Origin of the sequence: Streptomyces sp. NRRL F-5727 (genome assembly GCF_000719555.1) — a bacterium.
Taxonomy (GTDB): domain Bacteria; phylum Actinomycetota; class Actinomycetes; order Streptomycetales; family Streptomycetaceae; genus Streptomyces.
This window is the reverse complement of the sequence record NZ_JOGX01000010.1, coordinates 16,574-42,824: the sequence shown is the minus strand read 5'-3', so window position 1 is coordinate 42,824 and position 26,251 is coordinate 16,574. Positions and strand designations below refer to the sequence as shown.

The window sequence follows — 26,251 nt, the reverse complement described above, 5'->3', positions numbered from 1 at the left end:
CCGGAAGGCCACAACGTGCCCGACGTGCCATTTCATCCCGCCGCAACAAATCCCGGCCGGAAGTCCTAGGACCCCCGGCCCCTGGGTAGGAACCCGGCGACGTGGTCGTACGAGGAGGATCCGAGGGAGAGGAGACGCCCGTGGGGCGGGTCGAGGACGGGACGCCGTACCGGTGGGGGCAGCTCTACGCGGCGCTGGTCGCCGTCAGGGGGCTGGCGAAGGGCGGGCGGGTCGTGCCCGCCACGGAGCGGGAGACGAAGGACGCGACGGGGGCGCCCCGGGGCACGTTCGAGGCGCTGCTGCCGCATCTCGGGATACAGATCCTCACCGCCCGGCAGAAGGGCGGGAAGGTCGCCGAGGCGACCGGGACGGCCGTCGCCGACATAGGACGGCTGATACCGCCGGAGCACATGGCGCGGGGCGGCCTGAAGCCCCCGGAGGCCGAGGCGTTCCGGCTCGGGTACGCCGAGCGGACCGCCGCCTACCGGAAGGAGTGGGAGGAGATCGTCGACTGACCTCCTCCCCCGGCACCCTCACAGGTGCGTCGGTTCGAACATCTTCAGGAGGGCCGGGAGGACCACGACCGAGGGGCCGGGGGTGGCGAGGGACTTCGAGAGGTCCGTGGCGAGGGTGTCGGGGGTGGTGCGGACGGCGGGGACGCCGAAGGACTCCGCCAGGGCGACGAAGTCGGGGCGGGTGAGGTCCGTGCCGGTGGCCTCGCCGTACGCGTCCGTCATGTACTCGCGCAGGATGCCGTAGCCGCCGTCGTCGACGATCAGCCAGGTGACGTCGAAGCCGTACTGCTTCGCCGTCGCCAGCTCCGCGAGGGAGTACATCGCGCCGCCGTCGCCGGAGACCGCGAGGACCGGCGTCGTCGGGTCCGCGGCCGCCGCGCCGAGGGCGGCCGGGTAGGCGTAGCCGAGGCCGCCGGCGCCCTGTGCGGAGTGCATCGTGTTGGGGTGCCGGGCGTCGAAGGCCGACCAGGCCCAGTAGGACAGGATCGTCATGTCCCAGAAGCTGGGCGCCCGGGACGGGAGCGCCTCGCGGACCGCGGCCACCAGCCGGTGCTCCAGGTCGAGGTCCTGGGCCGCCAGGCGGGTGCGGATCCTCGACAGGACCTCGGCGACCCGGGCCGGGGCCGTCGGGTCGGTGCGGCGCTCGGTCGTCTCCAGGAGCGCCTGCAGCGCGAGCCGCGCGTCCGCGTGGATGCCGAGCGCCGGGTGGTTGGACTCCAGCTTCCCCGCGTCCGCCTCGATCTGGATCACCCGGCCGCGCGGGGCGAAGGTGTGGTAGTTCGAGGACAGCTCGCCGAGGCCGGAGCCGACGACGAGGAGGACGTCGGCGTCCTCCAGGAAGTCGGTGGTGTGCCGGTCCTCCAGCCAGGACTGGAGGGAGAGCGGGTGCGTCCAGGGGAAGGCGCCCTTGCCGCCGAAGGTGGTGACCACCGGCGCGTCCAGCCGCTCCGCGAGCGCCCGGAGCTTGCCCGCGGCGTCCGAGCGGACGACCCCGCCGCCGGCGATGACCGCCGGGCGTTTCGCCGTCGACAGGAGGTGGGCGGCGACCGCCGTCAGCTCCGGGCGCGGGACGACGTCCTCGGGCGTCGCGTCCATCGCCGTGACGACCGGCAGCGTCGTCACGGCGGTGAGCACGTCCTGCGGGATCTCGACCCAGACGGGGCCGTGCGGGGCGGTGAGCGCCGACTCCCAGGCCGCCGCGATCGCGGACGGGATCTGGGAGTGCGTACGGACCGTGTGGACGGACTTCACGACGTCCCGGAAGCTGGCCTGCTGGTCGCGGAGCTCGTGCAGATAGCCGTGCCTGCCGCCGCCGAGCCCGGCGACCGGGATCTGGCTGCCGATGGCGAGGACCGGCGCGGAGGCCGCGGCGGCCTCCTGGAGCGCGGCGAGCGACATGAGCGCGCCGGGGCCGGTGGAGAGCAGCAGCGGGGCGGCCTCGCCGGTGACCCGGCCGTACGCGTCGGCGGCGAAGCCCGCGTTGTTCTCGACGCGGAGGCCGACGTAGCGCAGGGACGAGCGGCGCAGGGCGTCGAACATGCCGAGGGCGTGCTGGCCGGGGAGACCGAAGACCGTGCTCGCGCCGAGGCCGGTGAGGGTCTCGACGACGAGGTCGCCGCCCGTGCGCCCCGTGGGCGGGTTGAGGGCGGCCTCGATCTGGGCCTCGGTCGGGCGCAGGACCAGGTCGTGGTCGTGGGTCATGGTCCGGTTCCTCCGGGCGTGGTCGGTCTCGTACGCGACGGGTGCCCGGCCCCTCGGGGCCGGGCACCCCCGGGAATTATCGGCTCGCCGCGATCTGGCGGCTCATGATGGTGGTCAGCTCGTACGCGGTGTGCGAGGCGGCGACCGCGGTGATCTCGGCGTGGTCGTACGCCGGGGCGACCTCGACGACGTCGGCGGAGACCAGGTTGCAGGAGGAGAGGCCGCGGAGGATCTCCAGGAGCTCGCGGGAGGTCATGCCGCCCGCCTCGGGGGTGCCGGTGCCGGGGGCGTGGGCCGGGTCGAGGCAGTCGATGTCGATGGAGATGTACAGCGGGCGGTCGCCGATGCGCTGGCGGAGCTGGTCGGCGACCTCGTCGGCGCCGCGGCGGTAGATGTCCGCCGACGTCACGATGCCGAAGCCCATCTTCTCGTCGTCGGTCAGGTCCTGCTTGCCGTAGAGCGGGCCGCGGGTGCCGACGTGCGACAGGGCCTCGGTGTCGAGGATGCCCTCCTCGACGGCGCGGCGGAACGGGGTGCCGTGGGTGTACTCGGCGCCGAAGTAGGTGTCCCAGGTGTCCAGGTGGGCGTCGAAGTGGAGCAGGGCGACCGGGCCGTGCTTCTTGGCGACCGAGCGGAGCAGCGGGAGGGCGATGGTGTGGTCGCCGCCGAGGGTCATCATGCGGGCGCCGGTGCCGAGGAGCTCGTCGGCGGCGGCCTCGATGGTCTCGACGGCCTCGTTGATGTTGAACGGGTTGACGGCGATGTCGCCGCCGTCGGCGACCTGCGCGAGGGCGAACGGGGAGGCGTCCTGCGCCGGGTTGTACGGGCGCAGCAGGCGGGACGCCTCGCGGATCGCGTTGCCGCCGAAGCGGGCGCCGGGGCGGTAGGAGACGCCGGAGTCGAAGGGGACGCCGACCACGGCGATGTCGGCGGTGCCGACCTCGTCGAGCCGCGGCAGCCGGGCGAACGTCGCGGGACCGGCGTACCGCGGGACGCGGGACGAGTCGATCGGGCCGCGCGGGGTGTTCTGGTCGCTGCTGCTCATGGGGGGTGCCTCCTGGCTGTCGTCGGGGTCCGGCTCGACGGTAAGTCGCCCGAAAGCCACATTGAAGTGTACGTTTCCTCCACTGTCGGGGCTTGAGATGTACGAAGGGACCATGTCGTGACCGTCTCGGAGCCGAGTGCCACTCCCCCGGCGCCGCCGGTGCCGCTGGCCGCACTGCTGGCCCGCCGGGAGCTGGGGCTGCGGCTGCTCGCCGGTTCGGACGAGGTCGCGCTGCACTGGGTGCACACCTCGGAGATGGCCGACCCGTATCCGTATCTGCTCGGCGGCGAGCTGCTGATGACGGCGGGCGTGCAGCTTACGGATCCGGCGCGGTTCGTGGCGCGGGTGGTCGAGGCGGGCGCGGCGGCGCTGGGCTTCGGGGTGACGCCGGTGTACGACACGGTGCCGGCGGAGCTGGTGGACGCCTGTGTCCGGTACGGGCTGCCGCTGGTGGAGGTGCCGCCGCGGACGCCGTTCACGGCGGTGGCGCGGGCGCTGTGGCGGCTGATGGCGGAGGCCCGGCTGCGGGAGCTGCGCCGGGTGACGGAGGCCCAGCAGTCGCTGGCGACGGCCGCCGCCCGCCCGGCGCCGGTGCCGGCGGTGCTGGGCGCCCTGGCGTCCCGGCTGGGCGGCCGGGCGGTGCTGTTCGGCGCGGACGGCTCGGAGTCGGCGGCGGCCGGCCGCGAGCTGCCGGCGGAGGCGGCCCGGGCGCTGGCGGAGCTGGCGGCAGTGGTGGGTCCCCGGCCGGGCGGCCCGGCGTCGGCGAGCGGCGAGAGCGGCGGGCTGAAGCTGGCGGCGTACGCGCTGGGCGGCGGTGACGGGCCGGCCCTGGGGGTGGCGACGGAGCGGCGCGAACCCGGCGACCACACGGTGGCGGGGATGGCGGTGGTGCTGCTGTCGCTGCTGACCGCCCCGCACGGGGCGACCGACGTGTCGGTACGGGACGGAGCCCTGACGAGGCTGCTGCTGGGCGCGGCGCCCGGGGAGGCGGCGGCGGCGCTGTCCGCCGGCCCGTGGACGGTGGTGCACGGGCGGGGCGGCGACGGCACGCCGTTCGCGGCGGCCGCCCTTGCGGCGGCGCTGGGCACGGCCCTGGTGGACCCGGGCCCCCCGGTACGGCTCCTGCTGCCGCCCGGCGCGGCCGTGACGGCCCAGCCGGGCTGGACGCTCGGCGTGAGCGCCCCGGCCGGCGCGGCGGAGCTGCCGGCGGCGGACGCGCAGGCGGCGCGGGCGCTGCGGCGGGCGGAGGCGTCCCGGGAGGCGCTGGTGCGGCACCGGGCGAACGGCCTCGCCGGGCTCGTCGACCCGGCGGAGGCCGCCGCCCACGCGCGCGTGCTCCTCGCTCCCCTCGGCGAGGTGCAGGCGGAGACGCTCCGCACCTGGCTGTCCCTGCACGGCAGCTGGGACCGCACGGCCGCCGCGCTGGGCGTGCACCGGAACACGGTCCGCCAGCGGATCGCCCGCTGCGCGGTCCTCCTCGACCGCGACCTGGACGACGCGGACGTGCGGATGGAGCTGTGGTTCGCGCTCCGGTGAGGGCGGGGTGAGTGCGGCTCAGTACAGCTTGTTGACCGCGGTCTTCGTCGTGGTGCGGAAGGCGGTCAGCGGGGCGTCCTTGAAGTCGCCCATCTGGCCCCAGCGGACGAAGGTGACGGTGCGGCCGTCGCGGCCGACGGAGAAGAGGTGGATGTCGGTGTTGCCGATCTGCCGGTCGGCGGTGTCGAGGCTGTAGACCCAGGCGCCCTCCTCCACGGCGAGCTTGCCGTGGTAGGCGCTGACGGCGTCCAGGCCCGGGTTCTGCCGCTCCAGGAGGGGGCCGCAGCCGGCGAGCGCCTTGCGCAGGGTGTCGACCAGCTTCACCGCGTCGGCCTCGGTGCGGGCGACGGTGGTGATCTGGACGCCGTTGGTGTCGAGCTCGGTGCTGAACTCGCGGTAGCGGGTGTTCTGCGCCGGGATCTTGTACGGGGCGCAGAGGGCGCCGCCGTTCTCCGGGACGCCGGTGAAGATCCGGGTGGCGGTCCACGGCGTCGAGGACGCCGGCATCTGGGAGGCGGAGAGGAAGGCGGGCTGGGCGGCGGCCTGCGCCGGGGCGGCGGCGAGGGCGGCGAGGCCCAGGGCGGCAGCGGCGGCGCCGGCGAGTGCGGTGCGGAACGTGTTCATGGTGGTGGATCCCCCGTCTGGTCGTTCGGTCCGTGCTCGACCAGCGTCGGGCCGGCGCCCGCCGCCGCGCAACGGTGACGCGCCCACCCTCCGTCCCGGAACCGTTCCACCCCCGTTGACGTGCAGGGATGTGAAGGGTGAAACGCAGAGCCAGGGGGATGGAATGCCGAAGGACGCCGCCGTCGAGGAGTTCGCGCGGCTCGTGCGCGCGCTGAAGGCGCGGGACGGCAGGAGTTACGAGGCACTGGGCCGGCGCCTGAGCGTCAGCGCGTCCACCCTCCACCGCTACTGCTCGGGCGCGACCGTCCCGGAGGAGTTCGCCGTGGTCGACCGCCTCGCCCTGCTGTGCGGGGCGGACGAGGAGGAACGACGGACCCTGGAGGCGGCCTGGACCCGCGCGGACGGCGCCCGCCGCCCTGCGGCGCCGGAGCCCCGGCCGGCCCCGCGGCCCGAGCCCGCCCAGGACCCCGAGCCCGAGCCCGCCCAGGACCTCGAGCCCGAGCCCGCCCGGGAACCCGACCCCGAGCCCGAGCCCGCCCGGGAACCGGCGCCCGAGCCGGCACCCGTGCACGCGCGCGTGCCGGGCCTCCCGTCCGGGCGACGGCGGCGTCGGTGGGCGTGGGCGGGCCTGGTCGGCGGGGCGCTCGCGGTCGTGGCGGCGGTGACGCTCGGAGTCGTACTCCTGCCCCGGAAGCCGGCGGCTCCGGCGCCCGCGCCGTTGACGTGGACCGTCGCCTCGCACCTGTGGAGCTACGGGTGCGGGCACACCTACCTCGTGGAGCGGACGCCGCCTCCCCCGCCGGAGGCGGCCGACGCGCGGCGGTGGGCGATGGCCCGGGGGGCCGTCCACGGCGGGGAGACGCTGGTGCGGGTGTCGGTGCAGGGGAAGGGCGCGGCGGCGGTGGTGCTCCAGGGGCTGCACGTGCGCGTGGTGGGGCGCGCGGCGCCGCTGCCGTGGCCGGGCTACCGGATGGACGACGGCTGCGGCGGGGCGGTGACGCCGCGCCGCTTCGAGGTGGACCTGGACCGGCCGCGGCCGGTGGCGCGGGCGCTGGACGGGTACGACGCCTCCGGCCAGGAGGGCCGGACGCTGCCCGCGGTCTCCTTCCCGTACGCGGTCACCGCCGCCGATCCGGAGGAGCTGCTGGTCTCGGCGCGGACCGCCGGCTGCGACTGCCGCTGGTACCTGGAGCTGGAGTGGAGCTCGGAGGGGCGCCGGGGCACGGTCCGGATCGGCGACGAGGACGGGGAACCCTTTCGGACCAGCGGGGCGAAGGGGCGGCCCCTGTACGGGTACGACTCGGTGGGGCGGGCCTGGATCACAGGCGAGGAGTCTGGACAGCACGGGTGACCGCTGGGTAACTTCGAGGACGACAGGCTGAGCAAGCGCTTAGACAGACCGACACACCGCGGAGGAGTCGCACCGTGCGCCGTACCGTATTCAACGAGGACCACGAGGCGTTCCGGGAGACGGTCCGGGCCTTCATCGAGGCCGAGGTCGTCCCCGTCTACGACGAGTGGTTCGCGGCCGGCCAGGCGCCGCGCGACTTCTACTACAAGCTCGGCGAGCTGGGCATCTTCGGCATCAACGTGCCCGAGGAGTTCGGCGGCGCCGGCCTCGACACCCACAAGTTCGAGGCCGTCCTCTACGAGGAGACCTCCCGCGCCGGCGTCCAGTTCGGCGGCTCCGGCGTGCACGTGCTGCTCGCCCTGCCGTACATCAAGATGCTCGCCACCGAGGACCAGAAGAAGCGCTACCTGCCGAAGTTCGTCACCGGCGAGGAGATGTGGGCCCTCGCGATGACCGAGCCGGGCACCGGCTCCGACGTCGCGGGCATGAAGACCACCGCCAAGCTCTCCGAGGACGGCACCCACTACGTCCTCAACGGCGCCAAGACCTTCATCACCGGCGGCGTCCACGCCGACCGCGTGATCGTCTGCGCCCGCACCTCGGCCCCGTCGGCCGAGGACCGCCGCTTCGGCATCTCCCTCTTCGCCGTCGACACCAAGTCCGAGGGCTACTCGATCGGCCGCAAGCTCGACAAGCTCGGCCTGAAGACCTCCGACACCGCCGAGCTCGCCTTCGTCGACGTCAAGGTCCCCGTCGAGGACCTGCTCGGCGAGGAGGGCAAGGGCTTCTCCTACCTCGGCCACAACCTCGCCTCCGAGCGCTGGGGCATCGCCTTCGGCGCCTACGCCCAGGCCGCCGCCGCCATCCGCTTCGCCCAGCAGTACGTGCAGGAGCGCACCGTCTTCGGCAAGCCGGTCGCCTCCTTCCAGAACACCAAGTTCGAGCTGGCCGCCTGCCAGGCCGAGGTGGACGCCGCCCAGGCCGTCGCCGACCGCGCCCTGGAGGCCCTGGACGCGGGCGAGCTGACCCCGGCCGAGGCCGCCTCCGCCAAGCTCTTCTGCACCGAGGTCGCGCACCGCGTGATCGACCGCTGCCTCCAGCTGCACGGCGGCTACGGCTACATGAACGAGTACCCGATCGCCCGCCTGTACGCCGACAACCGCGTGAACCGCATCTACGGCGGCACCAGCGAGATCATGAAGTCGATCATCGCCAAGTCGATGGGCCTGTAAGTGCCCGAAGCACCTTCCGCACTGGATGACCTGCTCGCTCTGCTCGACCTGGAGCGGATCGAGCAGGACATCTTCCGGGGACAGTCCCGGTCCGCGATCGTCCCCCGCGTCTTCGGCGGCCAGGTGGCCGCCCAGGCGCTGGTGGCCGCGGGCCGGACCGTCCCCGCGGACCGTCTCGCCCACTCGCTCCACGCCTACTTCCTGGTGCCGGGCGATCCGGGCGCGCCGATCGTCTACGAGGTCGACCGGATCCGGGACGGCCGCTCCTTCACCACCCGCCGGGTCGTCGCGATCCAGCACGGGCGGCCGATCTTCCACCTCTCCGCCTCCTTCCAGGCGGACGAGGAGGGGCTCGACCACCAGGACGCGATGCCGGCCGCGCCCGACCCGGAGTCGCTGCCGACCGCCGAGGAGATGCTGCCCCGGCACCTCCCCCGGGAGATCGCGGACCGGCTCGTCGAGGCCCGCGCGGCCGTCGACCTGCGGTACGCCGAGACCCCGCCGTGGGGCACCGTCGGGGAGCCGCGCGAACCGCGCTCGCAGGTGTGGTTCCGCACCAACGGCAAGCTGTCGGACGACCCCCTGCTGCACGTCGTGCTCGCCACCTACGTCTCCGACATGACGCTGCTCGACTCGGTGCTGCTCGCCCACGGGCGGGGCGGCTGGGCCGTCGGCGACGTGGTCGGCGCCTCGCTCGACCACGCCATGTGGTTCCACCGGCCCTTCCGGGCCGACGAATGGCTCCTCTACGACCAGGAGTCGCCGTCCTCCTCCGGCGGGCGCGGCCTCGGCCAGGCCCGGATCTGGACCCGGGACGGGCGGCTCGCGATCTCCGTCATCCAGGAGGGTGTCGTTCGCGTCCCGCGCTGACGGCCGGACATACCGTCCGATCATGGCGGACAACGGCGAAAGCACCTTCACGGTGATCGTGGCGGCGGTCGCGAACCTCGGGATCGCGGTGGCCAAGGCCGTCGCCGGCGTCATCAGCGGGTCGAGCGCGATGCTGTCGGAGGCGGCCCACTCGGTCGCCGACACGGTCACCGAGGTCATGCTGCTCACCGCGCTCAAGCGGAGCGAGAAGCCCGCCGACGAGGACCATCCGGTCGGCTACGCGGGCGAGCGGTACGTGTGGGCGATGCTCGCCGCCGTCGCCACCTTCGTCGGCGGCGCCGTCTTCTCCCTCTACGACGGCATCCACACCCTCACCCACGGCGAGGAGCCGGGCGACCCGCTCGTCTCCTACGTCGTCCTCGCCGTCTCCTTCGTCCTGGAGGGCTTCTCCCTGCGGACCGGCATCCGGCAGGTCGAGGCGGAGGCGGAACGGATGCGGGCGCCGTTCGCCACGTACCTGCGGCTCACCCCCGACACCACCGTGAAGGCGGTCGTCCTGGAGGACTCGGCCGCCCTCGCCGGTCTGATGCTCGCCGCGGGCGGCCTGCTCGGCGGCCAGATCACCGGCTCCGGCGTCTGGGACGGCGTCGCCTCGATCCTGATCGGCTGTCTGCTGGTCTACGTGGCCTGGACGCTGGGCCGCGCCAACGCCCAGCTCCTCATCGGCCGCCCGCTGCCGCGCGCCATGCGGGCGGAGGTGCGGGAGGAACTGCTGGGCGTCCCGCACGTGGTGGCCGTCCTGGACCTGATCACCCTGATCCAGGGTCCCGGCGAGGTCATGATCGCCGCGAAGGTCGACTTCCGGGACGTGGTGACGGCGGCCGAGGTCGAGCGGGCCTGCGAACAGGCCGAGACGCGTCTGCGGGCCCGCTTCCCCTCGGTGCGCCGGGTGTACCTGGACCCGACGCCGGGTCCGGCCTAGCCGAGCAGCCCGGCGGCGTTCAGCAGATAGGCCGTCAACGGCTCGTAGAAGCGCGGGTCCACGACGTGGTCGTCGAGCGGGACGGTCACCTTCATCGTCCCCTCGGCCTCGGCGAGGAAGAGCGCCGGGTCGTTGCAGTCCGCGTAGCCGACGGAGTCGATGCCGCGCTGGGCGGCGCGGCCGGCCCAGCCGTGGTCGGCGACGACCAGGTCCGGCGCGGCCTCGCCGAGCAGCGCGAGGCCGTCGAGGATCGCGTTCATCGGCTCGGGCGAGTGGGTGTGCCAGAGGCTGGCGCCGCGCTCGAAGACGGCGACGTCCGCGAACTGCACGACGTACCCCTCGTCGGCGACGAGCCCGCCGGGGATCCGCACGATGTCACAGCCCTGCGCCCGGAGCGCGGCGGCGACCCGGCTGTGCGCGTCGATCAGCGCGCCGGGGTGGCCGGTCGCGAACAGCACCCGCTCCCGCCCGGCGGCGGCCTGCTTCAGCCGGGCGGCCATCCGGTCCAGGGCGTCCACGGTCAGCTCGGGGTCGATGGTGTCCTGGCCGACGCGGTGGGCGGGGTCGTCGACGACGCCGCAGCGCTCCGCCATCACGGCGAGGACGTCCTGCTCGTCCGTCCACCGGTCGCCGAGCTCCAGACCGAGCCAGTAGTGCCGGTCGCCGTTGGCGAGCTTCCGGTAGTGGTCCAGGTTGTTCTCACGGGGCGTGGCGACGTCTCCCGCGATCCGGCTGCGGAGGAGGTGCTCGACGAGGGCGTCACGGCTGAGTATCGGCATGGGGCTCATTCTGCCGGGCCGGAGCCTCCGCCGTGCCGGACGCCCGGACTCCGGCCGGACCGGTCCCGGGGAGCGCCGCCTTCCTGGTCCTCGCCGGGTGCGCGGCGGGCGGGCCGGTCGTCGCGCCGGCGCTGCGCCGCCCGGGTCCGGCGGCCGCCCCGGCCGGTTGACCGTCAGGGCGGCCGGCCGTCAGGCCGTCAGGGCACCCAGGGCGCCGTGGGCCAGGTTCCGCAGCAGGCGTTCCAGGTCGGTGCGGTCCAGCGGGGTGCGGAGGTGGGGGGTGGAGTTGAGGAGGCCGAAGACAGCGTGGACGGCGGCCCGGACCTCCGGCTCGCCCGCCTCCGGATGGAGGGCGCGGACGACGTCCACCCACAGTTCGACGTACTGCCGCTGGAGCTGCCGGACCCGCTTGCGGTCCTCCTCCTTGAGGCGGTCGAGCTCGCGGTCGTGGAGGGTGATGAGCGGCCGGTCGTCGAGGGCGAAGTCGATGTGGCCGTCGATGAGGGAGGCGAGCAGCGCCGCCGGGTCGCCGTCCGAGGCGGCGGCGCGCAGCCGGCCGCCGTCGAGCAGCCGCTCGCTGATGCCGACGAGGAGCTCGGCGAGCATCGCGTCCTTGCCGGGGAAGTGGCGGTAGAGACCGGGGCCGCTGATGCCGACGGCGGCTCCTATCTCGTCGACGCCCACGCCGTGGAACCCGCGCTCGGCGAAGAGGCGGGCGGCCTCCTTGAGGATCTGCTCGCGGCGGGTCGACGCGTCCATCCGGATCGGGCTCGTGGTCATGGATTCGATTCTAGACAACCCGGTTAGCGGTCGTTAACCTGATGCCGTACGTTAACGCTCATTAACCGAACAAGGGAGATCGGTCGATGCAGCAGGCACCTGTGCTGTCGAGTGCGGCGGATCCCGCCTCGCCGGCCTGGCGGGCCAACGAGGCGGCGCACCACGAGCTGGCCGCGACCCTGCGCGCCAAGCTCGCCCAGGCCGCCCTCGGAGGCGGTGAGAAGTCCCGGGCCCGGCACACCGCGCGCGGGAAGCTGCTGCCGCGCGACCGGGTGGACACCCTCCTCGACCCGGGCTCGCCGTTCCTGGAGCTGGCGCCGCTGGCGGCGAACGGCATGTACGGCGACCAGGCCCCGGCCGCCGGCGTGATCGCGGGCGTCGGGCGGGTCAGCGGCCGCGAGTGCGTGATCGTCGCCAACGACGCGACCGTCAAGGGCGGCACCTACTACCCGATGACGGTGAAGAAGCACCTCCGGGCCCAGGAGGTGGCGCTGGAGAATCGTCTCCCCTGCCTCTACCTGGTCGACTCCGGCGGCGCGTTCCTGCCGATGCAGGACGAGGTCTTCCCCGACCGCGAGCACTTCGGCCGGATCTTCTACAACCAGGCCCGGATGTCCGGCGCCGGCATCCCGCAGATCGCGGCCGTCATGGGCTCCTGCACGGCCGGCGGCGCGTACGTCCCGGCGATGAGCGACGAGGCCGTGATCGTCCGCAACCAGGGCACGATCTTCCTCGGCGGCCCGCCGCTGGTGAAGGCCGCGACCGGCGAGGTCGTCACCGCCGAGGAGCTGGGCGGCGGCGAGGTCCACTCCCGCATCTCCGGCGTCACCGACCACCTCGCGGAGGACGACGCGCACGCCCTGCGGATCGTCCGGAACATCGTCGCGACCCTGCCCGAGCGGGGCCCGCTGCCGTGGAAGGTCGAGCCGACCGAGGAGCCGAAGGTCGACCCGTACGGGCTGTACGGCGCCGTCCCGGTCGACTCGCGCACCCCCTACGACGTGCGCGAGGTCATCGCCCGCGTGGTGGACGGCTCCCGCTTCCAGGAGTTCAAGTCCGAGTACGGGCAGACGCTGGTCACCGGTTTCGCCCGGATCCACGGCCACCCGGTCGGCATCGTCGCCAACAACGGCATCCTGTTCGCCGAGTCCGCCCAGAAGGGCGCGCACTTCATCGAGCTGTGCGACCAGCGCGGCATCCCGCTGGTCTTCCTCCAGAACATCACCGGCTTCATGGTCGGCAAGGCGTACGAGCACGGCGGCATCGCCAAGCACGGCGCCAAGATGGTCACCGCCGTCGCCACCACGCGCGTGCCCAAGCTGACGGTCGTCGTCGGCGGCTCCTTCGGCGCCGGCAACTACTCGATGTGCGGCCGGGCCTACTCCCCCCGCTTCCTGTGGATGTGGCCCAACGCCAAGATCTCCGTCATGGGCGGCGAACAGGCCGCCTCGGTCCTCGCCACGGTCAAGCGCGACCAGCTCGGCGACGCCTGGAGCGCCGAGGAGGAGGAGACCTTCAAGGCGCCGATCCGCGAGCAGTACGAGACGCAGGGCAGCGCCTACTACGCGACCGCCCGCCTCTGGGACGACGGCGTGATCGACCCGCTGGAGACCCGCCAGGTGCTGGGTCTCGCGCTGACCGCCTGTGCCAACGCGCCCCTGGGTGACCCCCAGTTCGGCGTCTTCCGGATGTGAGGACCCTGACGATGCAGCAGATGTTCGACACCGTCCTCGTCGCCAACCGGGGCGAGATCGCGGTCCGCGTCATCCGCACCCTGCGCGCCCTCGGCGTCCGCTCGGTGGCGGTCTACAGCGACGCCGACGCCGACGCCCGGCACGTGCGGGAGGCGGACACGGCGGTACGGATCGGGCCCGCGGCGGCCTCGGAGTCGTACCTCTCCGTCCCGGCGCTCCTGGACGCGGCCCGCCGCACCGGCGCGCAGGCCGTCCACCCCGGCTACGGCTTCCTCGCGGAGAACGCGGCCTTCGCGCGCGCCTGCGCCGAGGCCGGGCTCGTCTTCATCGGCCCGTCCGCCGAGGCGATCGCCCTCATGGGCGACAAGATCCGGGCCAAGGAGACGGTGAAGGCGGCGGGCGTCCCCGTCGTCCCCGGCGACGCCGACCCCCGGGTGGCCGAGGCCGCGCGGGAGATGGGCGCGCCCGTCCTGCTGAAGCCCAGCGCGGGCGGCGGCGGCAAGGGCATGCGCCTGGTGCGGGACCTGGCGGTCCTGGACGAGGAGATCGCGGCGGCCCGGCGGGAGGCGCGCGCCTCCTTCGGCGACGACACGCTCCTCGTCGAGCGGTGGATCGACCGGCCCCGGCACATCGAGATCCAGGTCCTGGCGGACGCGCACGGGAACGTGGTGCACCTGGGCGAGCGCGAGTGCTCGCTCCAGCGCCGCCACCAGAAGATCATCGAGGAGGCGCCCAGCGTCCTCCTCGACGAGGCGACCCGGGCGGCGATGGGCGCGGCGGCCGTGGAGGCGGCCCGGTCCTGCGGCTACGTCGGCGCGGGCACCGTCGAGTTCATCGTGCCGGGCGGCGACCCGTCCGCGTACTACTTCATGGAGATGAACACCCGCCTCCAGGTCGAGCACCCGGTGACCGAGCTGATCACCGGCCTGGACCTGGTGGAGTGGCAGCTGCGGGTGGCCGCCGGCGAGCCGCTCTCCTTCGGCCAGGACGACGTCCGCCTCGACGGCTGGGCGGTCGAGGCCCGCATCTGCGCGGAGGACCCGTCCCGCGGCTTCCTCCCGTCGGGCGGCACGGTCCTGGCGCTGCACGAGCCCGCGGGTGACGGGGTACGCACCGACTCCGGCCTCCTGGAGGGCTCCGAGGTCTCGTCCCTCTACGACCCGATGCTCTCGAAGGTCATCGTCCACGCGAAGGACCGCCCCACGGCCCTCCGCAAGCTCCGCGCGGCCCTGGCGGAGCTCACCACCCTCGGCGTCCCCACCAACGCGGGCTTCCTGCGCCGCCTCCTGGCCCACCCGGACGTGGTGTCGGGCGCGATGGACACGGGCCTGGTCGAGCGGGACGCGGAGACGCTGGTCGACGGGACGGTCCCGGCGGAGGTGTACGCGGCGGCGGCGCTGTCGCGCCAGTTCCCGCCGGCACCCGCCGCGACGGGCTGGGTCGACCCCTTCGGGGTCCGCGACGGCTTCCGGCTCGGCGGCACCCCCGCCTGGACCCCGCACCACGTCCGCGTCCCCGGAAACGAGCCGGTGCTGGTCCGCGTGCGCGGCGAGGCCCGCACCGCCGAGCTGCTGCTCGGCGAGACCACGGCACGCGCCTCGCTGCTCGCGCGCCCCGAGGGCGACGAGGGATCCGGGCCGGGGGAGATCCAGCTCCACCTCGACGGTGTCACGCACCGCTTCTCCGTCGCCCCGTCCCCCGAGGGGCTCTGGCTCGGCCGGGACGGGGACTCGTGGCACGTCATGGACCACGACCCCGTGGCCGCCGCGCTCTCCGGGGCCCGGCACGGCGGGGCGGACACGCTCGCCGCGCCGATGCCCGGGACCGTCACCGTCGTGAAGGTGGCGGTCGGGGACGAGGTGGAGGCGGGACAGAGCCTGCTCGTGGTGGAGGCGATGAAGATGGAGCACGTCATCTCCGCCCCGCACGCCGGCACCGTCACCGAGCTGGACGTCACGCCCGGCACGACCGTCGCCATGGACCAGATCCTGGCCGTCGTCACGCCCCGCGAGGAGGAGGACGCATGAGCACCGGACTGCCGATGACCGTCCCCGACCCGGCCCTGCCCACCCGGGTCCGGATCCACGAGGTCGGCGCCCGCGACGGGCTGCAGAACGAGAAGACGGCCGTCCCGACCGAGGTGAAGGCGGAGTTCATCCGCCGGCTCGCCGGCGCCGGACTGTCCACCGTCGAGGCGACCAGCTTCGTGCACCCCCAGTGGGTGCCCCAACTGGCCGACGCGGAGGCGCTGTTCCGCCTCGTCAACGACGTTCCCGTACGCCTGCCGGTCCTCGTGCCGAACGAGCGCGGCCTCGACCGGGCGCTCACGCTCGGCGCCCGCGAGATCGCCGTCTTCGCGTCCGCCACCGAGTCCTTCGCCAAGGCCAACCTCAACCGGACCGTCGACGAGGCGCTCGCCGGGTTCGAGCCGGTCGTCGTCCGGGCCATAGAGGCGGGACTGAAGGTCCGCGGCTATCTGTCGATGTGCTTCGGCGACCCCTGGGAGGGCGCCGTCCCCGTCGAACAGACCGTCCGCGTCGCCAAGGCGCTCGCCGACATGGGGTGCGACGAGCTGAGCCTCGGCGACACCATCGGCGTCGCCACCCCCGGGCACGTCCAGGCGCTCCTGACGGCCCTGAACGACGCCGGGGTGCCCACCTCGCGCCTCGCCGTGCACTTCCACGACACCTACGGGCAGGCGCTCTCCAACACGCTGGCCGCGCTGCGGCACGGCGTGACCACCGTGGACGCCTCCGCGGGCGGCCTCGGCGGCTGCCCCTACGCCAAGTCCGCCACCGGCAACCTCGCCACCGAGGACCTGGTGTGGATGCTCGACGGCCTCGGCATCGAGACCGGGGTCGACCTGGCCGCCCTCACCGCCACGAGCGTGTGGATGGCCGAACAACTGGGCCGCCCGAGCCCGTCCCGCACCGTCCGCGCCCTCTCCCACAAGGAGTCCTGAGCATGACCCTCGACCACCGGCTCTCCGCAGAGCACGAGGAACTCCGCCGTACCGTCGAGCAGTTCGCCCACGACGTGGTGGCGCCGAAGATCGGCGACTACTACGAGCGGCACGAGTTCCCGTACGAGATCGTCGCCGAGATGGGCCGCATGGGCCTCTTCGGGCTGCCGTTCCCGGAGGAGTACGGCGGCATGGGCGGCGACTACCTCGCCCTCGGCATCGCCCTGGAGGAGCTGGCCCGGGTCGACTCCTCGGTGGCCATCACCCTGGAGGCGGGCGTCTCCCTCGGCGCCATGCCGCTGCACCTCTTCGGCACCGAGGAGCAGAAGCGGCAGTGGCTGCCGAAGCTCTGCGCCGGCGAGATGCTGGGCGCCTTCGGCCTCACCGAGCCGGGCGCGGGCTCCGACGCGGGCGGCACCCGCACCACGGCCGTCCGGGACGGCGACCACTGGGTCATCAACGGCTCGAAGTGCTTCATCACCAACTCCGGCACCGACATCACCGGTCTGGTGACGGTCACCGCGGTCACCGGCCGCAAGCCCGACGGCCGGCCGCTGATCTCCTCGATCATCGTCCCCTCCGGCACCCCCGGCTTCACCGTCGCCGCGCCCTACTCGAAGGTCGGCTGGAACGCCTCGGACACCCGCGAGCTCTCCTTCGACGACGTCCGCGTCCCGGTGGAGAACCTGCTCGGCGAGGAGGGCCGCGGCTACGCCCAGTTCCTCCGCATCCTCGACGAGGGCCGCGTCGCCATCGCCGCCCTCGCCACGGGCCTCGCCCAGGGCTGCGTCGACGAGTCGGTGAAGTACGCGAAGGAACGTCACGCCTTCGGCCGTGCGATCGGCGACAACCAGGCCATCCAGTTCAAGCTCGCCGACATGGAGACGCGCGCCCACATGGCCCGCATCGGCTGGCGCGACGCCGCCTCCCGCTTGGTCATGGGCGAGCCCTTCAAGAAGGAGGCGGCCATCGCCAAGCTGTACTCCTCCACGGTCGCCGTCGACAACGCCCGCGAGGCCACCCAGATCCACGGCGGCTACGGCTTCATGAACGAGTACCCGGTGGCCCGCATGTGGCGCGACTCCAAGATCCTGGAGATCGGCGAGGGCACCAGCGAGGTCCAGCGCATGCTGATCGCCCGGGAGCTCGGCTTCGCCGGCTGAGCACCGCCCGCTCCCCCGCGCCCGCGCCCGCCGCACCGAACCGTGTGCGGCGGGCGCGGGCGTCAGCCGGTTTCGGGGCGGGCGCCCGGCGACACGTAGGCGTCGAAGGCGCGCCAGCCGGGGGCGGAGGGGAGGCGGGTGACGGGCCAGCCCGCGGCGTAGGCGGGCGGGGCCTTGCCCGCGTGGACGACGACGGCGAGCGGCCGGTGCCGGGCGAGCTCGGCGAGGCCGGCCTCGGTGATGCTGCCGTCGTGGCCGCGCGGCTGGCGGGAGGAGCAGCCGGTGTAGTAGCCGATCGGCACGTACTCGCGGCCGGTGACCGTGCAGGGCGGGCGGACGCCGAGTCCGCGCAGGGCGGCGGCGACGCCGGTGAACTGGGCGCGGACGGAGCGGCTGTAGCCGACGGTCCGGTCGAGGACGGCGTACTGCACCGCCAGATGGGCGAGGAAGACGGCGGCGAGCAGCCCCGCGACGAGCCGCCGGCGGGCCGGCCGCACCGCGCCGGTCACGGCCAGGACGCCCTCGGCGGCCGGCAGGGCCAGCAGGGCGTAGGCGGGCAGCAGGAAGCGCGGGGCCGCGTAGCCGATCGTGAAGAGGTACGGGAACGCCAGCGAGGCGGCGGTGGCGGTCGCGAGCACGGCGGCGGTGCCCCGCCCGGCCCGGACGGCGGCGGCGAAGCCGCCGGCGACCAGGAGCGGCAGCGCGCACCACCACAGCGCCGTCCACGGATGCTCCCAGGGCACGTCGCACGGCCGGCACAGGGTGCGGCCGGCCAGCGCCCGCACGTGGTCGTCGACGGAGAAGTACCAGCCCAGGGTGCCCTGGATCTCCCCGGCGCGGTGCAGCCGCGCGGCGAGGCCGCCGTACGAGGTGTACGCCTCCACGACCCAGGGGACCGCGCCGAGCACCAGTCCGGCGGCCGTCGCCACCGGCGGGGCGGGGCGGCGCCAGGCCGGGACCAGGAGCGCGGCGGCGAGCAGCGGCAGCGCGAGCCAGAGCCCGTCGGCCGGGCGCAGCAGCGTGACGGCTGCGACGGCGGCGCCGAGCCCGGGCACCGCCCGGCGGTCCCGCCGCCCCCGGCCGGGCGGGGCGACCGCGCGCAGGAAGCAGCCGACGGCCGCGAGCGCCCCGAAGGCGCACCACAGGTTGGGCATCACGCGCGGCCCGTAGAAGAGGGTCACCCACAGCCCGGCGAAGAGGGCGCCCGCGAGGGCGAGCACCCGCACCGGCAGCACCGCCCGCCACAGCCACAGCACGCCGAGCAGCGCGGCCCCGGAGAGCAGGGCGAGGTAGAGCCGGATGACGCCGGTGGAGGCGGTGAACGCGGCCACGGGGGCGACGAGATAGCTGATGCCGCGGGCGCGGGGCGCGCTGAAGTAGGCGGGCGGGGCGTTGCCGCCGACCTGGCTGACGTACACCGCCTCGTCCCAGCCGAGCCCGGTTCCCGGTACGGCCAGGGCGAGTTGGGCGAGGACGAAGGCCACGGCGACGGCGGCCAGGGGCCACGCCCGGCCCGGCGGCCGGGGGTCGCCGGGATGCCGGGTGCCGCTCGGGGACCGCGGAAGGGCGCTCGCTTCGGGGGTCGTCATCCCGTCCACCCTGGGCGGGGGCCGTGGCCCGGTCGCGGCGGCGCGCCGCTGCGCGGGGTCCCGGCACCCCGTCAGGAGCAGTGGGGAACGACAACGCGGGCCCTGGCGGAGGACCGTACTCCGCCAGGACCCGCGCCGGTCTCGGGGGTGTCGCCGTCAGGCGTACCGGGCGATCGGGTTCACCAGGTCGCCGACGAGCTGGAGGGCCGCCGACGGGTCCGCCAGGTCCACCATCTGCTTGTTGTTGCGCAGCTGGAGGCGGTTGAGGGCGGAGAGGGCGAAGGTCTCCGCGAACATGTCGTACTGCGCGAAGCGGTCCGCCAGCTCCGGCTTGGAGTCCTGGTAGCCCTTGACGGACTCCGCGACCGTCCGCCAGAAGACGTCCTCAGTGACCGTGCCCTCGGCCGCCAGGGTCGCGCCCAGGAAGCGGAAGAAGCAGTCGAAGACGTCCGTGAAGACGGACAGCAGCTTCATGTCCTCCGGGACCTCGGCGCGGATCCGCTCGACCGCCGGCGGCAGGACCGCCTGCGGGTCCATCACGCAGATCTCCTCGGCGATGTCCTTGAAGATCGCCCGGTCGACCGCGCCGCGCTCGTCCAGGACCAGGATCACGTTCTCGCCGTGCGGCATGTAGACCAGGTCGTAGGCGTAGAAGCAGTGCAGGATCGGCAGCAGGTAGGCGTCGAGGTACTTCCGCAGCCACTCCTCGGGCGCCAGGCCCGAGTCCTTGATCAGGGCGCCCGCGAAGGACGCGCCGGCGTGGTCGACGTGCAGCAGGGAGGCCATCGTGGCCAGCCGCTCGCCCTCGGCGAGCCGCTCCACCGGCGACTCGCGCCAGAGCGCCGCCAGCATCTTGCGGTACGGCGAGTAGCGGTCCGTCGCGGCCTCGTACTCCAGGTGCCGGTAGCCGGCCGCCGCCCGCTCCCGGATGATCGAGAACCGGGCCGCCCGGAGGACCGAATCCGACTCGATGAGCTGCGCCAGCCAGTCGTTGATGGCGGGCGTGGCCTCCATGTACGCGGCCGAGAGGCCCCGCATGAAGCCCATGTTGAGGACCGACAGGGCGGTCTTCACGTAGTGCTTGGCCGGGTCGGCGGTGTTGAAGAAGGTACGGATCGACTGCTGCGCCAGATAGGCGTCGTCGCCCTCGCCCAGGTACACCAGGCGCTGCTGCGCCACCTCGGCGGCGAAGGTCACCGACAGCTTGTTCCACCACTGCCAGGGGTGGACCGGCATGAGGAGGTAGTCGGCGAGGTCCAGGCCGCGCTCGGCGAGGATCCCGGCGTAGCGGTCCACGGCCGCGTCGCCCAGTTCGGCGCGGATGAAGGTCTCGTACTCGATGCCGGCGCCGGCGGTGAAGGCGGCCCGGTCGCGGCGGGCGGCCAGCCACACCAGGTGGATCGGGCTCGCGGCCTCGGGGGCGTAGGCGCGGTACTCGTCGACGCCGAAGCCGAGGCGGCCGTTGTTGGCGACGAAGCAGGGGTGGCCCTCGGTCATCCCGGTCTCGATGGCCTGGAAGTCGGCGCGGGCCAGTTCGGCGGCGGGGATCTGGGGCTTGGTCGCCTTGTAGGCGGTGCCGGCCAGGGTGGAGGAGATCTCCTCCAGGTAGACGGGGAGGATCTCGTCGCTGAGGCCCAGCGCGCCGCGCAGCTCGGTGACGAACTGGAGGGCGTCCAGCGGCAGCTGCTCGTCGCCGCGGTGCCGGCTGATCGACTCGGGGTAGACCTGCCAGTGGTCGAGGGCGAACCGGTCCGCCGTGAAGCGGTACTCGGTGGCGCCGTCGTCGCTCAGCACGCGGTAGCGGGAGTCGCCCAGCTCCTGCGGGTTCAGCAGCCGCTCGTGGGCGAACTCGGCGAGGCCCTTGCGGATCAGCGCGCGGTTGGCGGCGGCCCAGCGGTCGGGGGTGAGGTGCGCGACGGCGTTCATATCAGGGCTCCGACGGCGGTCTCGAACTGGGCGCGGGTGCAGAAGCTCAGCAGCGCCGTCTTCTCCGGCTTCTGGATCTCGCGGTCGGGCACGAAGCCGACGGCCTCGTTGAGCGCGTGGACGGCCTTGTTGCGGACGTCGGGCTCCACGACCACGCGGGCGGTCGCCGGGTCGGCGAACAGCTCGGTCATGACGGCCGTGATCACCTTGCGGGTGAAGCCGTGCACGGGGGTGTCGGTGGGCGCGACGAGGAAGTGCATGCCGACGTCGCCGGGCTGCGCCTCGTACAGGCCGACCAGCTCCACCTGGGAGGGGTCGTACCGCTCCATGAGGAAGGCGGGCTCCCCGTCGACGAGGCCGATGAAGGCGTCGTGGTGCGGGTGGGCGGCGATCTCCATGTAGGCGCGCTCGACGTCCTGGAGCTGTGCGTCCTGCATCATCCAGAACGCGGCCTTGGCGTCGGTGACCCAGGGGTGGATCAGCTCCGCGTCCTGCAGCGGGTCGAGGGGGCGGATCTGGACGGTCATACGGCGAACTCCTGGAACGCGATGGTCTTCTCGACGGGGTAGTACTCGGAGCCCAGCATCTCGCGGATGATGTAGGCGTTGCGGTACGCCCCCATGCCCAGGTCGGGCGAGGTGATCGAGTGGGTGTGGACACCGGCGTTCTGGAGGAAGACCTGGCGGCCCGTGGTGTCGACCGCGTAGTTGCGGGCCACGTCGAAGCGGCCCTGGCCGTCGAAGCGCAGCCGGTCCTTCAGCGGCTCCAGGAAGGCGGGGACGGTGTACTTGTAGCCGGTCGCGAGGATCAGGCCCTCGGTCTCGATCTCGTACTCCTTCTCCTGCTCCTCCTGGCGGAAGCCGAGGGTGTACGTGCCGCCGGCCTCGTCGTACGAGGCGGTGTGCAGCGCCGAGTTGGTGAGCAGCCGGGTGGGCACCGGGCCGGCGAAGTTCTTCTGGTAGAGCAGGTCGAAGATGCCGTCGATGAGGTCGCCGTTGATGCCCTTGAAGAGGCCCTTCTGCTGGGACTCCAGGCGGTAGCGGGTCTCCTCGGGGAGGCCGTGGAAGTAGTCCACGTACTCGGGGGAGGTCATCTCCAGGGTGAGCTTGGTGTACTCCAGCGGGAAGAAGCGCGGGGAGCGGGTCACCCAGTTGAGCTTGTAGCCGTGGACGTCGATCTCGGACAGGAGGTCGTAGTAGATCTCGGCGGCGGACTGGCCGCTGCCGACGATCGTGATCGACTTCTTGCGCTGGAGGGCTTCCTTGTGGGCCATGTAGCGCGAGTTGTGGATGAGGTCGCCGCCCAGTTCCCGGCAGGAGTCGGGGACGTAGGGCGGGGTGCCGGTGCCGAGGACGATCCGGCGGGCGCGGAACGTCTCTCCGGCCTCGGTGGTGACGACGTACACCTCGGCGGCCTCGTCGTAGGCGACGGAGGAGACGGTGGTGTCGAAGCGGACCGAGGTGACCCGGTTGGCGGCCCAGCGGCAGTAGTCGTTGTACTCGGCGCGCAGCGGGTAGAAGTTCTCGCGGATGTAGAACGAGTACAGCCGCCCCTTCTCCTTCAGGTAGTTGAGGAAGGAGAACGGCGAGGTCGGGTCGGCGAGGGTCACCAGGTCCGACATGAACGGCGTCTGGAGGTGGGCGCCGTCGAGGAACATCCCCGAGTGCCACTCGAAGTCCGGCTTGGACTCCAGGAAGAGGCCGTTCAGCTCCTCGATGGGTTCGGTCAGGCAGGCGAGTCCGAGGTTGAACGGACCGAGCCCGATCCCGATGAAGTCGTGGATCTCAGCGCTCTCAGGCGTGGACAAGGTTCTCTCCCAGGTACTGCTCGGCGTGGCCGGCGATCAGATCGAGGACGGCGGCGATGTCGGACACCGTGGTCTCGGGGTTGAGCAAGGTGAACTTGAGGTACTGGCGGCCGTCGACCTTGGTGCCGGCGACGACGGCCTCGCCGGAGGCGAAGAGCGCCTTGCGGGCGTAGAGGTTGGCCCGGTCGATCTCGGCGGGCGAGGTGACGGCCTCGGGGATGTAGCGGTAGACGAGGGTGGACAGCTGCGGCTCCACGACCACGTCGTAGCGGGGGTCGGCGGCGATCAGGTCGAATCCGGCGGCGGCCAGGTCGCAGACCTCGTCGAAGAGCTCGCCGACGCCGTCGGCGCCCATGACGCGCAGGGTCATCCACAGCTTGAGGGCGTCGAAGCGGCGGGTGGTCTGGAGCGACTTGTCGACCTGGTTGGGGATCTGCTCGGCGATCGTGCGTCGCGGGTTGAGGTAGTCCGCGTGGTAGGTGGCGTGGCGCAGGGTGGCCCCGTCGCGGACCAGCACGGCGGAGGAACTGACCGGCTGGAAGAACGACTTGTGGTAGTCGACGGTGACGGAGTCGGCGCGCTCGATGCCGTCGAGGAGGTGGCGGCGCTTGAGGGAGGCGAGCAGTCCGCAGCCGTAGGCGGCGTCGACGTGCATCCAGGCGCCGTACTCCTCGGCGAGGGCGGCGATCTCGGGGAGCGGGTCGATGGAGCCGAAGTCGGTGGTGCCGGCGGTGGCGACGATCGCCATCGGGACGAGGCCCTCGGCGCGGCAGGTCTCCAGCTCGGCGGCGAGGACGACGGACTGCATCCGCTTGTTCTTGTCGACCGGGATCGAGATGACGGCGTCGTGGCCGAGGCCGAGGAGGGTGGCCGACTTCTGGACGGAGAAGTGGCTGCACTCGGAGGAGAAGATGCGGAGCTTCGACAGGTCGGCGGTGCCGGCCTCCTCGCGGGCGAGCAGCAGCGCCTGCAGGTTGGACTGGGTGCCGCCGCTGGTGAAGACGCCGTCGGCGAGCGGGCCGAGGCCGATGCGGGCGGCGGTCCAGTCGATGAGCTTGCGCTCGATGAGCGTGCCGCCGGCGGACTGGTCCCAGGTGTCGAGGGAGGAGTTGACCGCCGAGAGGACCGCCTCGCCGAGGACGGCGGGGATCACGACCGGGCAGTTGAGGTGGCCGAGGTAGCGGGGGTGGTGGAAGTAGACCGCGTCGCGGAGGTAGACGTCCTCCAGCTCGTCGAGGGCGGCGGAGGCGTCACCGAGGGGACGGTCGAGGTCCACGGCGTCGATCACGGGCGCCAGTTCGGCGGGGGTGACGCCGGTGAACGGGCCGCGCGTCGTGGCGAGTTTCCTCGCCACCCGCTCGACCCCTTCGGTGACGGAGCGTCGGTAGCTCTCCGCCGTCGTGTCGTTGAGCAGGTGCGAACGCATGTGGGGGCCCTTCCGGGATGAGGGGACGCGGTCTACAACCGGCCATGTCGAAGTAAGGTTAGCCTAACCTAATTTAGTACGACAACGGCCCCCCAACCGGTGAAGGTTGAGGGGCCGTGGGATGTCGGGCTTCTACGCCTGAGCCTCGTCCCGCTCCGCGTCCTGCGTCGTCTCGTCCGGCACCTCGCGCAGGGCGTCCTCCGACAGCCCCTTGCGCCAGTAGCCCACGAACGTCACCCGGCGCCGGTCGAGCCCGCGCTCGCGCACGAAGTGCCGCCGCAGCGCCTTGACCGCGCCGGACTCGCCCGCGATCCACACGTACGGCGACTCCCCGGGCAGCTCCGCGCCCGCGATCGCCTCCAGACCGGAGGGCGCGCCCTCCTCCCGGACCAGCCAGGTGACCGTGGCGTCGGCCTCGGTGGCCAGCTCCATCCGGTCCCCCGAGTAGGGCACTTCGAGGAAGACCTGGGCGCGGGTCTCGGCCGGCAGCCACTCCAGGATGGCGGAGGCGGCGGGCAGCGCCGTCTCGTCCGCCCAGATCAGCACCGAGTCGGCGCCCTCCGGCAGCCGGAAGCGGACGCCGGTGTTGTCGGCGACCGCCGGACCGAGCACGACCACCCGGTCACCGGGCCTGGCCTGCTGCGCCCAGCGGCAGGCCGGGCCGCCGTCCTCGTGGACGGCGAAGTCGATGTCGACCTCGTGCACGGGGTCCGTGCGCTGGGCGCGGACGGTGTACGAGCGCATCACGGCCCGGACGTCGTCGGGCATGGCCCGCCACGCGCCGAGGATCCCGTACATGTCGGGGTCGTCCAGCGGCGGCAGGACCGGGGCCTCCTGGCCGGGGTGCGGCAGGAAGAGCGAGAGCGACTGGTCGCGCCCGCCGGCGGCGAAGCCCTTCAGGTCCTCGCCGGTGAAGGTCACACGGACCAGCGACGGGCCGAGCCGCCGCGTCCGGTCGACCTGGAGGGAGAAGAACTGGAACGGGGCGGTCTCGGCGTTCGTCATCGGGTCAGGACACCTTCTTCGCGTTCTCCAGGGCGGTGGCCAGGTCCTCCAGGAGCGGGGCGCACTTGGCGTAGGAGTAGACCGGCTCGGTCACGCGCGGGAAGACCTGGCCGGCCTTGACGGCGGGCAGCGCGGCCCAGGTCGGCTTGGCCTTCAGCTGCTCCGGCTGGAGGGTGCCGGTGCGGTTGTCGAGGAGGATGACGTCGGCCTTGTAGGCGTCGACGTTCTCCCAGCTGAGGAGCTCGAACCAGCCGGACGGGTCCAGCTTCTTCGGGACGACGATGTTGAGGCCCAGCTCCTGGAAGAAGAGGGTGTCGGTCGGGCGGACCGGGGTGGAGACGTAGAAGGTGTCGGGGGCGCCGGAGCCGATGAGGACCTTGATGTCCTTCTTGCTCTGGGCGACCTTGCGCAGGCGCTCGGCGGCGGCCTCGAAGCGGGCCTTGTCCTTCTTGACCTGCTCGCTCTGGACGTCGGCGCCGAGGGAGGCGGCGAGGTCGGCGTGGCGCTGGAGGACGGACGGCATCGACTTGCCGGCGGCCCACAGGGCGACGCTGGGGGCGATCTTCAGGATCTTGGCCTTCTGCTCCTCCGGCACGTACCAGAGGGCGTCCTTCTCCCACATGTCGGTGATGAGGACCTCGGGCTGGAGCTTGAGGTACTCCTCGATGTTGAACTCGCCCCAGACGTTGCCGATGACCTTCACCTTGGTGATGTCGAGGTCGCCGGCCTGGACGTCGGGCTTCTTCGCCTTCGTCTTCGGGTCCTCGACGTAGGTCGGGCCGAAGACACCGGTGACCTCGACGCCGAAGTCCTTGAGGGCGGCGGCCATGCCGGTGAAGGCGACGATGTTCTTCGGCGTCGACTTGGTCTTCACGGTCTGGCCGCGGTCGTCCTTGAACTCCCAGGAGCCGGACTTGGCGGAGGCGGACGAGGAGGAGCCGGTGCTCTTCTTGTCCCCGTCACCGCAGGCGGCGAGCACGGCGCCGAGCCCGAGGGCGCCGCCCGCGGCGAGGATGCCGCGGCGGGTGAGGGAGGTGGCTCGGGCGTTGCTGGGCATGGCGGGATCGCTTTCGATACGTGCCGGGGTCGGCCTGGGCAAGTCGAGGGTAGGTTAGCCTAACCTCACACCGTCCGACAGGGCCGGGTCCCCGAGGTCTGGATCACACCGAGCCCGGCCGCCCGACGGGCTCGCGTCCACCCCGTTCCACAGGGACAGGAACCCCCCTCTCCACAAGGGCAGGTGACGACCGCGCGGGACACGCACCGCCGCGCCTTCGAGCGACACCCCCGGACGAGCCCGTGG

The 26,251-nt window shown here is 73.0% G+C and carries 22 protein-coding genes; 10 read left to right on the top strand and 12 right to left on the bottom strand.

Annotated features, from left to right (window positions below):
- Positions 1 to 140 precede the first annotated feature (140 nt).
- A complete protein-coding gene (locus tag IF73_RS0110325; RefSeq protein ID WP_031005863.1) occupies positions 141 to 515 on the top strand; it encodes a hypothetical protein in 375 nt (124 codons plus the stop codon).
- Between the two features lie 18 nt (positions 516 to 533).
- On the opposite strand, the gene IF73_RS0110320 is transcribed toward IF73_RS0110325, so the two are convergent.
- Together IF73_RS0110320 and speB are read right to left on the bottom strand one after the other, a co-directional pair.
- The gene (locus IF73_RS0110320) at positions 534 to 2,216 is read right to left on the bottom strand and encodes a thiamine pyrophosphate-binding protein (protein WP_031005862.1); all 1,683 of its coding nucleotides are present in this window, start codon (positions 2,214 to 2,216) and stop codon (positions 534 to 536) included.
- Positions 2,217 to 2,292: 76 nt separating this feature from the next.
- Positions 2,293 to 3,261, bottom strand: a complete 969-nt coding sequence (speB, locus tag IF73_RS0110315) for an agmatinase (RefSeq protein ID WP_031005861.1) — start codon at positions 3,259 to 3,261, stop codon at positions 2,293 to 2,295.
- Positions 3,262 to 3,378: 117 nt separating this feature from the next.
- Between speB and IF73_RS0110310 the strand changes: the two genes are divergently transcribed.
- Entirely contained in the window at positions 3,379 to 4,797 is a 1,419-nt protein-coding gene (locus IF73_RS0110310) for a PucR family transcriptional regulator (protein WP_031005860.1), read from the top strand.
- Positions 4,798 to 4,815: 18 nt separating this feature from the next.
- Here IF73_RS0110310 and IF73_RS0110305 read toward each other — a convergent pair whose 3' ends face one another.
- Entirely contained in the window at positions 4,816 to 5,421 is a 606-nt protein-coding gene (locus IF73_RS0110305; protein ID WP_031005859.1) for a hypothetical protein, read from the bottom strand.
- 163 nt (positions 5,422 to 5,584) lie between these two features.
- Here IF73_RS0110305 and IF73_RS0110300 point away from each other — a divergent pair, with 163 nt between their 5' ends.
- The 4 genes from IF73_RS0110300 to IF73_RS0110285 all read left to right on the top strand — a co-directional run bounded on the left by IF73_RS0110300 (position 5,585) and on the right by IF73_RS0110285 (position 9,817).
- Positions 5,585 to 6,772, top strand: a complete 1,188-nt coding sequence (locus IF73_RS0110300; protein WP_031005858.1) for a helix-turn-helix domain-containing protein — start codon at positions 5,585 to 5,587, stop codon at positions 6,770 to 6,772.
- A 74-nt stretch (positions 6,773 to 6,846) separates the two neighbouring features.
- Entirely contained in the window at positions 6,847 to 8,004 is a 1,158-nt protein-coding gene (locus IF73_RS0110295; RefSeq protein ID WP_031005857.1) for an acyl-CoA dehydrogenase family protein, read from the top strand.
- Positions 8,005 to 8,874: an acyl-CoA thioesterase gene (locus IF73_RS0110290; RefSeq protein WP_031005855.1), complete on the top strand. Its 870-nt coding sequence runs from the start codon at positions 8,005 to 8,007 to the stop codon at positions 8,872 to 8,874.
- Between the two features lie 22 nt (positions 8,875 to 8,896).
- On the top strand, positions 8,897 to 9,817 hold the full coding sequence (locus IF73_RS0110285) for a cation diffusion facilitator family transporter (RefSeq protein ID WP_031005853.1): 921 nt from the start codon (positions 8,897 to 8,899) through the stop codon (positions 9,815 to 9,817).
- Here IF73_RS0110285 and IF73_RS0110280 read toward each other — a convergent pair.
- Together IF73_RS0110280 and IF73_RS0110270 are read right to left on the bottom strand one after the other, a co-directional pair.
- Positions 9,814 to 10,596 (bottom strand): phosphatase, encoded by a 783-nt coding sequence (locus tag IF73_RS0110280; protein ID WP_031005851.1) that lies wholly within the window; start codon positions 10,594 to 10,596, stop codon positions 9,814 to 9,816. The two genes, IF73_RS0110285 and IF73_RS0110280, sit on opposite strands and share 4 nt — an antisense overlap.
- Positions 10,597 to 10,785: 189 nt before the next feature.
- Positions 10,786 to 11,376: a TetR/AcrR family transcriptional regulator gene (locus IF73_RS0110270; protein WP_031005848.1), complete on the bottom strand. Its 591-nt coding sequence runs from the start codon at positions 11,374 to 11,376 to the stop codon at positions 10,786 to 10,788.
- An 86-nt stretch (positions 11,377 to 11,462) separates the two neighbouring features.
- On the opposite strand from IF73_RS0110270, the gene IF73_RS0110265 reads away from it, so the two are divergent.
- The 4 genes from IF73_RS0110265 to IF73_RS0110250 are packed head-to-tail and all read left to right on the top strand — an operon-like array spanning position 11,463 to position 17,195.
- Positions 11,463 to 13,070, top strand: a complete 1,608-nt coding sequence (locus IF73_RS0110265; RefSeq protein ID WP_031005846.1) for a carboxyl transferase domain-containing protein — start codon at positions 11,463 to 11,465, stop codon at positions 13,068 to 13,070.
- A gap of 20 nt (positions 13,071 to 13,090) precedes the next feature.
- Entirely contained in the window at positions 13,091 to 15,097 is a 2,007-nt protein-coding gene (locus tag IF73_RS0110260) for a biotin carboxylase N-terminal domain-containing protein (protein WP_031005844.1), read from the top strand.
- Positions 15,094 to 16,032: a hydroxymethylglutaryl-CoA lyase gene (locus IF73_RS0110255; protein WP_031005842.1), complete on the top strand. Its 939-nt coding sequence runs from the start codon at positions 15,094 to 15,096 to the stop codon at positions 16,030 to 16,032. The genes IF73_RS0110260 and IF73_RS0110255 overlap by 4 nt, the downstream gene beginning before the upstream one ends.
- 2 nt (positions 16,033 to 16,034) lie before the next feature.
- A complete protein-coding gene (locus tag IF73_RS0110250) occupies positions 16,035 to 17,195 on the top strand; it encodes an acyl-CoA dehydrogenase family protein (RefSeq protein WP_031005840.1) in 1,161 nt (386 codons plus the stop codon).
- Between the two features lie 62 nt (positions 17,196 to 17,257).
- Here IF73_RS0110250 and IF73_RS0110245 read toward each other — a convergent pair whose 3' ends face one another.
- The 7 genes from IF73_RS0110245 to IF73_RS0110215 form a co-directional block, all read right to left on the bottom strand.
- The gene (locus IF73_RS0110245) at positions 17,258 to 18,784 is read right to left on the bottom strand and encodes a hypothetical protein (protein WP_031005838.1); all 1,527 of its coding nucleotides are present in this window, start codon (positions 18,782 to 18,784) and stop codon (positions 17,258 to 17,260) included.
- A gap of 156 nt (positions 18,785 to 18,940) precedes the next feature.
- Positions 18,941 to 20,710 (bottom strand): IucA/IucC family protein, encoded by a 1,770-nt coding sequence (locus IF73_RS0110240; RefSeq protein ID WP_031005837.1) that lies wholly within the window; start codon positions 20,708 to 20,710, stop codon positions 18,941 to 18,943.
- Entirely contained in the window at positions 20,707 to 21,237 is a 531-nt protein-coding gene (locus tag IF73_RS0110235) for a GNAT family N-acetyltransferase (RefSeq protein ID WP_031005835.1), read from the bottom strand. The genes IF73_RS0110240 and IF73_RS0110235 overlap by 4 nt, the downstream gene beginning before the upstream one ends.
- Positions 21,234 to 22,517 (bottom strand): lysine N(6)-hydroxylase/L-ornithine N(5)-oxygenase family protein, encoded by a 1,284-nt coding sequence (locus IF73_RS0110230; RefSeq protein WP_031005833.1) that lies wholly within the window; start codon positions 22,515 to 22,517, stop codon positions 21,234 to 21,236. The genes IF73_RS0110235 and IF73_RS0110230 overlap by 4 nt, the downstream gene beginning before the upstream one ends.
- Positions 22,504 to 23,943, bottom strand: a complete 1,440-nt coding sequence (locus IF73_RS0110225; RefSeq protein WP_031005832.1) for a pyridoxal phosphate-dependent decarboxylase family protein — start codon at positions 23,941 to 23,943, stop codon at positions 22,504 to 22,506. The genes IF73_RS0110230 and IF73_RS0110225 overlap by 14 nt, the downstream gene beginning before the upstream one ends.
- A 132-nt stretch (positions 23,944 to 24,075) precedes the next feature.
- Positions 24,076 to 24,948, bottom strand: coding sequence for a siderophore-interacting protein (locus IF73_RS0110220; RefSeq protein WP_031005830.1), 873 nt, complete (start codon positions 24,946 to 24,948; stop codon positions 24,076 to 24,078).
- Positions 24,949 to 24,952: 4 nt separating this feature from the next.
- A complete protein-coding gene (locus IF73_RS0110215) occupies positions 24,953 to 26,005 on the bottom strand; it encodes an ABC transporter substrate-binding protein (protein ID WP_031005825.1) in 1,053 nt (350 codons plus the stop codon).
- Positions 26,006 to 26,251 lie beyond the last annotated feature (246 nt).